Below are 6,294 nucleotides of genomic sequence, written 5' to 3' on the forward strand. Positions count from 1 at the left end.
AATGAAGTATTTGACGCGAAATCAGTTTTTAGAGATTAACAAATATGCGGTTACTTCCGTTGGCGGTGTTAACTATGGCGTCCAATCAGAAGCTGCGTTAGAAGTGATTATTAATCAGCCTGATCAAGTTGTTTTTGGCCATGAGCTGTATCGTACTATTTGGCTTAAAGCGGCCTTTATCTTGCAAAAAATTACCAAAAAGCACGTTTTTGTTGATGGTAATAAGCGAACAGCGATTATGGCAGCTCTATACTTTCTGCATTTGAACGGGTATCAAGTTAAAGAGCTGTCACTGGTTAATCAGGCGGATGATTTTGTTTTAGCCATTACCAATTCTCCGGATAATGAGGATACTATGGTGGAGATTGCTAAGTGGCTGGAAGCAAATCATCATCGGGCGAGGTAGTCGTTAGTTTCACGTGATTAAAAGATCCCGCAATCTTCAGATAGTTTCTCTGAAGATTGCGGGATCTTTTTTGCTAGTTTAATTTTACATTGCTGAAACGTGCTCCAGCAGGCAGGGACTTGCATCTAAGCCGCGGGCAACCAAAATCCAAAACCGGGATTTTCGTTGCCCGCGGCTTAGACTCCAGTCCCTAACCGCCTGCTTCCGCACTCTATAACTTACTCTTCGCCATATCACTTTCCATTTGAAAGACCAGCTTCTCGAACACGCGCCGCAGCGGCATAATCAGCGTGAAGAACACGACGAACAGGAACAAGCACAGCAGATCGTGGCCAATTACCGACCAGTTCGGTATCGTCATCACTTCCCTGAAGAGCTGCATCGCATACGTAAACGGCATGAACGGCGCCAACGCCGCTAAGTCCTTTGGCACGACTTCCAGAGGATACATCCCACCGGTACCGAACAGCTGAATCAGCATCATTAAGACGATGATCACCTTTCCGGCGTTTCCCAGCATAAAGACGAGGTTGAACATAATGACGGCAAAGGTGAAGCTGGCCGCGTAGAACGCCAGCAGGAACAAGAACCAGTGCACCGGCCTAACGCCCAGAACGATTTCACCCAGCCAGGCAAAACTGGCTTGCGCGAAGCCCATGCCCAAGTAGAGCGGCAGTTTGCCAAGGTAAGATTGCAATTCATTCGGCCGTTCTAGACCGTTTTTGTTGTCTGGTAAAATGTATTCCCAGGCCAGAATTGTTGACATCAGCAGCATACCGACCCACAGCGCCAGCACGGTGTAAAACGGCGTCACTTGCCAACCGAAGTTCTTCATTGGATAAATTTTTTTGGTTTGCAGTTTGATTGGCGATGAGAGGATCGATGAGAGACTAGGATCAGTACCTAACAGCTTGATCAATTTATCCAAGTTTCGGCTGCTCAAGAAGCTCATCTGCTTATCTAAGGATTGCAGCGTTCCCTTGACCTTGTCCAAGCGGGAATTGATGTCACTGGTTTGCGAGGCCGTGATCGATCCGGCATTAGCCATTGCCCGGAGTTCGGGAATCACCGACCGCATGGACTGCACAACCTGACTGTTGCCGTTTAAATTAGCGTTCAGCGAATTATTCAGTCCGTTTAGAGCGGGACTGGTGGTTGAGTTGAAGTTGGTGTAGGCCGTATCCAACGCGGTATTCAACGTATTAGAAGCACCTTGCAGAGATCTGATCAGAGACTGCTGCTTTGAAGTGGAATGGGCGCCACGAAGCTGACTGACCAATGACTTCTGGCGGTCAACGCTTCGTTTAGCCTTTGAAACGGAACTGATCAGTGCGCTGGTCCGGTTATTCGGGACAAAGTTGTTGATGATATCCAGCATGCGCAGGGTATCGCTTAACGTATCATTAATCCCGTTTAACAGTGACGTGGCCGAACTGCTGGTACTGCGCAGCGTGGTTGACGAAACGTGGCCGGATGGCAGACCGTTGAAACGGTTTTGCAGGCGTGTGCCTTGGGTTTGCAGGCTGTTGATACCGCTGCCTAAGTTGGACTGCAAGGAGTGATTAAGCTGTTGGGTTGCGTTATTTAGCGCCTTAGTATTATTGACCACAGACTGCAAATCATCAATTTGTGACGAAATCTTTGGTAAGTCAGATTTCATCGTTTGCAGTGCGGCTTGGGTCTTCCGGTTCGTTTGATTGACACCGTTCAGGGTCTTTTCGGTCTTGTTAATGGTGCTGATGGCATCGGTCAAAGACGAGCGGACCTGCAGGATCTCGGGCTTTTTTGTGGCAATGGTTGCCCCCGCTTTATTGGCCGTTTGCAGCGCGGTTTTACTGGCGGTTTTGATAAAGTTTTGACGGATGTTATCCGTGAGGCTGTTCTGTGCTTGACCAATAATCTTGGTGGCAGCGGGGTTCAGTTTTTCGTTTTGTTTATAGACAATGGTTGGTTTTTGCGGATCTGAAGTCGCAAAAGTGGTTAATTTCGATGAGAAATCATCAGGGATCTCGATAATGGCGTAGTATTTACCATTTTCCAAACCGTTGTTTGCCGACCAATCGTTGGTGAAGATCCAGTGAATCTGATGGTTCTTGTGCAGCTGCTTGACGACTTGGTTACCGACGTTAAATGGCCGGCTCTTCAAGGAGGCACCTTCATCGTTATTGACTACGGCAATCTGCAGCCGACTGGTGTTTTTCGGTGAGTATGGGTTCCAAGAAACTTGAATGTTTAGAACCGCGTAGAGCATTGGAATGAGGGCAAACGCCAGTAGGGTCACCCAAATCGACCGGGTATGAAAGATGTTATAGAAGTCTTTTTTTATCAGGTTGAAAACGTTGCGCATAGTGTCCTCCGGTAGATAGATTTGATCGTCATACTGAAACGATAGATTGTTCCTATATTATATGCCTAAGTTTAAATCCTACAAGGCACATAAGGAGACTCTGATGAAAACCCTTTGAATTCGGGCACATCAGAGTCTCTTTTAATGGATATTAGTTATTTGACTCAACTTTAGCACGCTGCTGATGAGCGTCATTAAATTTGAGTTTGCACTGTGTAACGTTTGCGTGGTGCTGTACAAAAAGTTAATGCCGTTAGAAACGTCGCTTTGAATCAGTGAAATGATTTGACCAAGTTTAGCGATATCGGAATTGTTGGTTAAATGGTTTTGCAGTTCAGTCAAATTATTGATCAGTGTTGGTAGCGTCGTGTCATTGTTAACTGACTTGAGGAGTGATTCAATTTGGCCTTGCGTCTTCGTGGAGGTTGAATCGATCAAGTCAACCAGCTGGTTGATTTGGCTTAGCTGTTTTTGAGTATCCACAACGCGGACCAGATGACCACGCCAGATCCAGCCCTTTACCTTGCCGTTGCTGTTACGAACATAGTAGTAAACGGCTTTGTTACCGTTAGCCTTGCGTACGGTATCCGATTTGTAAGTATAGAATACCGTAAACGGATAGTTATCAGCGTTATGTGCCTTCTTCGTTAAATGCGCGCTGGTGTAAAGGTAGCCGCTGACTGCGTGATAGGGCTTCTTGGACAGCGTTCGTGATGAGAGGACCTTAGCACTCTTACTTTTAGCGGCAGCGGGCGTGCTGACACCAAAAGCTGTGAACAGGCCTGCGAATAATGCGATGATTAAAAATCTTTTCTTCATTATAGGGAGACTCCTTATTGATTTAATGACGTTATCAGCGAGTAGCGTCCGTTACAAATGATGGTTTGACGGATGCTCGCAAACGTTTAATTTGAAGTTAGTATAACATCAAATGAGTGAATTTCCTGTATTTTGCGAGGAATCAGCGCGTAAAAGCCGCGTAAAAGCGAAATTTAATTCGTTTGCTTATCGCTTATTCCGTTATATTTTAGTACAATTTAGTGTAAAATGTATTGTTTCTCAAAACTGTAGTGATGTTCAGTATAGTTCTGCCAGTGCTTGAAATCAGGTAGTTTGTCCCCTAAAATGTGTAACAGTATGCCAAGTTAACCATTTGGCCAAAGCGTAGTCAACAGAAGGATGGTTTAAATGGAAAACATTAAAGCAATTTACCAACGTGATTTAAAGGCCATGATCTCGTCACCGCTAGTGATGGTGACGATTCTAGCACTGTGTTTTATGCCCAGCCTTTACACGTTGATCAACGTTCGGGCGGTTTGGAACCCTTACGATATTTCTGAAATAAAAAATATTCCCGTAGCAGTAGTTAATAACGATACTGGCGCTAATATGGCGGGGCAAAAGCTCAACGTTGGTGACACCGTGGTGCAGACCCTGAAGAAGAATCGGCAGCTGGACTGGCAGTTTACCTCGGCCAAACAGGCGGATTCTCGGCTTAAAGAGGGCAGTTACTATGCGGAAATTATTATCCCCAAAAACTTTTCCGCCTCACTTACGAGTATCGCTGGTGATGATCCGCACCGGGCTAAGCTAGTGTACAAAGCGAATAGCCGGGATGCCCCAATGGGCGGTAAAATCACCGAAACAGCCGCTAAAACCCTGGTCAATAAAGTTCAAACCCAATTTTTGCAGACCGTTAACATCACCCTGTTCTCGAAGCTTAACGTCCTGGGAGACAAAGCTAAGAGTCAGCAGGGGCAGATATTGGAACTCAAGGACTGGATTATTGCCCTAAGCGATTCCATGGACCTCGCCACGGGGGCACTGGGCGAAATCAACCACACATCGACTAACATGCAGGCAATTTTAACGGGATTGAAGCCCGTGATGTCGGCCTCGCAGAACGTGGACGTGCTTCAGCAAAGCAATTCGGCCACTATGTCGTCGCTGCATAGCGTTCAAGGATCGGTGAATAAGGCTTTTAATAGTCTGGGAACCAATCTGAATAGTGCAACGGCCAGCGCTAACCGTTTGAATAGCAACATCAAGCAGTTAAATCGCTCTGCTAATTCGACTAATAAGCGCGCCGTCAATGATATGCTGAACCGCGCCATTTCATCGGTCAATCTGCTGAAGGGGCAAGTTACGCCGTTACAGTCCTTCCTGAAGAGTGTGAATGGCCAGTCGCATTTATCAGCCATTAGCGGTTTAAATGATTCTTTAGGCAACGTGGTGTCATTGCTAAACGCCGAAAAGTCGCAGTTACGTTCACTGAAGTCAACGTTGGCCAGCCAAGGCCGTTTGACCACGGGGGACCTGAATAGCGCCGCTAATAACGCTAACCGCATTACGGCGGGCATGAACGCCGCTTTAGGTCAGTATAACCGCTCCGTTAAGACCCACTTGGACGCCATTAGCGGCAGTCTGATTTCGGCAGTGTCTAAATCACAGTCGATCTTAGGCGAGTTGAAACAGGCCAAGGGGATCAATGAGGATTATTTGGATAACGCGATCCAGGGGAACCAGCTGATTTCGCGGAGCAGTTCGAACCTGGAAAACAAGTTGACCACGTATCAAGGCGATATTCAAAACATTGCCAATCAGCTGAAACTGACCAGTGATAATGATATCGTCAGCGTGATCACGGTGTTGCAGAATAATCCGAAAACCATGGGTAACACGCTGGTTTCGCTGTTCAACGTTAAGAACGAAAGCATCTATCGAGTTGGCAGTTTTGGATCAGCCTTCCTGCCGACTTACATCACGCTATCGATCTGGATCGGCTGTACCATGCTGGTCATGATCCTGCACACGACGATTCCCCGGGAACAACGGCGGTTCCACAACATGTCCGTTCACGAGGAATTCTGCGGCAAAATGCTGACGTACGGGACACTGTCGTTAATTCAAACGATGATCATCATCTTCAGCTCGATTATTTTCCTGCGAGTACAGGTGGAAAGCGTCTTTATCATGCTGCTTTTCGGGGTGCTTTCCTCACTGCTCTTCACGGCCATTGTCTACGGATTGGCCGCGTGCTTCGGCAACCTTGGGAAGGCGGGAGTCATCTTCCTGGTGGCCTTGCAACTGGCGGGCTCTGGTGCACTGTATCCCGTACAGCTTGATCCGGCGTTTTACCGTTTCGCCTACCGTTTCGCACCGTTTGCGTATAGTGTCGGCGGGTTCCGCGAAGCTGTCGGCGGGCCGAATATGCAGTCCGTCTTTATCGATGCGATCGTTTTGATATTGATGTTTGTAGTCACGTTCTTGCTGGGTTTCTTCCTGAAAATCAAGGCACAGAACTTTACCCGACGGATCTTATCAGACTTCAGCCGGACGGGAATCGGGCAGTAAATTGGTTGAAATAGTGTTTTAAAATGAAAAAGTGTGATCTAAGTGGGTTAGATCACAGAGGTATGCATAAAAAGAGCGTTGTTCCCTGACGTGTACCCCCAAAGTTGGAAACAACTTTGGGGGTATTTCTATGACTAAAATTTCCTGGGATACTAAAATTATAGCTATTAAAGCATATTTAACAGGG

The 6,294-nt window shown here is 46.7% G+C and carries 4 protein-coding genes; 2 read left to right on the forward strand and 2 right to left on the reverse strand.

Translation table 11 applies throughout. The features are described 5' to 3' along the window. The first annotated feature begins 1 nt into the window (after window position 1). Window positions 2–406 carry a type II toxin-antitoxin system death-on-curing family toxin gene (locus CES81_RS09635; protein WP_089121582.1) on the forward strand — a complete coding sequence of 135 codons (405 nt, stop codon included), beginning with the start codon at window positions 2–4 and terminating at the stop codon, window positions 404–406. A 211-nt stretch (window positions 407–617) separates the two neighbouring features. Here the strand turns inward: CES81_RS09635 and CES81_RS09640 are convergent, their stop codons facing one another. Next, a complete protein-coding gene (locus CES81_RS09640) occupies window positions 618–2,753 on the reverse strand; it encodes a YhgE/Pip domain-containing protein (RefSeq protein WP_089121583.1) in 2,136 nt (711 codons plus the stop codon). A gap of 141 nt (window positions 2,754–2,894) precedes the next feature. Continuing rightward, window positions 2,895–3,572: a D-alanyl-D-alanine carboxypeptidase gene (locus CES81_RS09645; RefSeq protein ID WP_089121584.1), complete on the reverse strand. Its 678-nt coding sequence runs from the start codon at window positions 3,570–3,572 to the stop codon at window positions 2,895–2,897. 369 nt (window positions 3,573–3,941) lie between these two features. Here CES81_RS09645 and CES81_RS09650 point away from each other — a divergent pair, with 369 nt between their 5' ends. Then, window positions 3,942–6,107 carry a YhgE/Pip domain-containing protein gene (locus CES81_RS09650; RefSeq protein WP_089121585.1) on the forward strand — a complete coding sequence of 722 codons (2,166 nt, stop codon included), beginning with the start codon at window positions 3,942–3,944 and terminating at the stop codon, window positions 6,105–6,107. Window positions 6,108–6,294 lie beyond the last annotated feature (187 nt).

The organism is Secundilactobacillus pentosiphilus, from assembly GCF_002217985.1.
Classification (GTDB): domain Bacteria; phylum Bacillota; class Bacilli; order Lactobacillales; family Lactobacillaceae; genus Secundilactobacillus; species Secundilactobacillus pentosiphilus.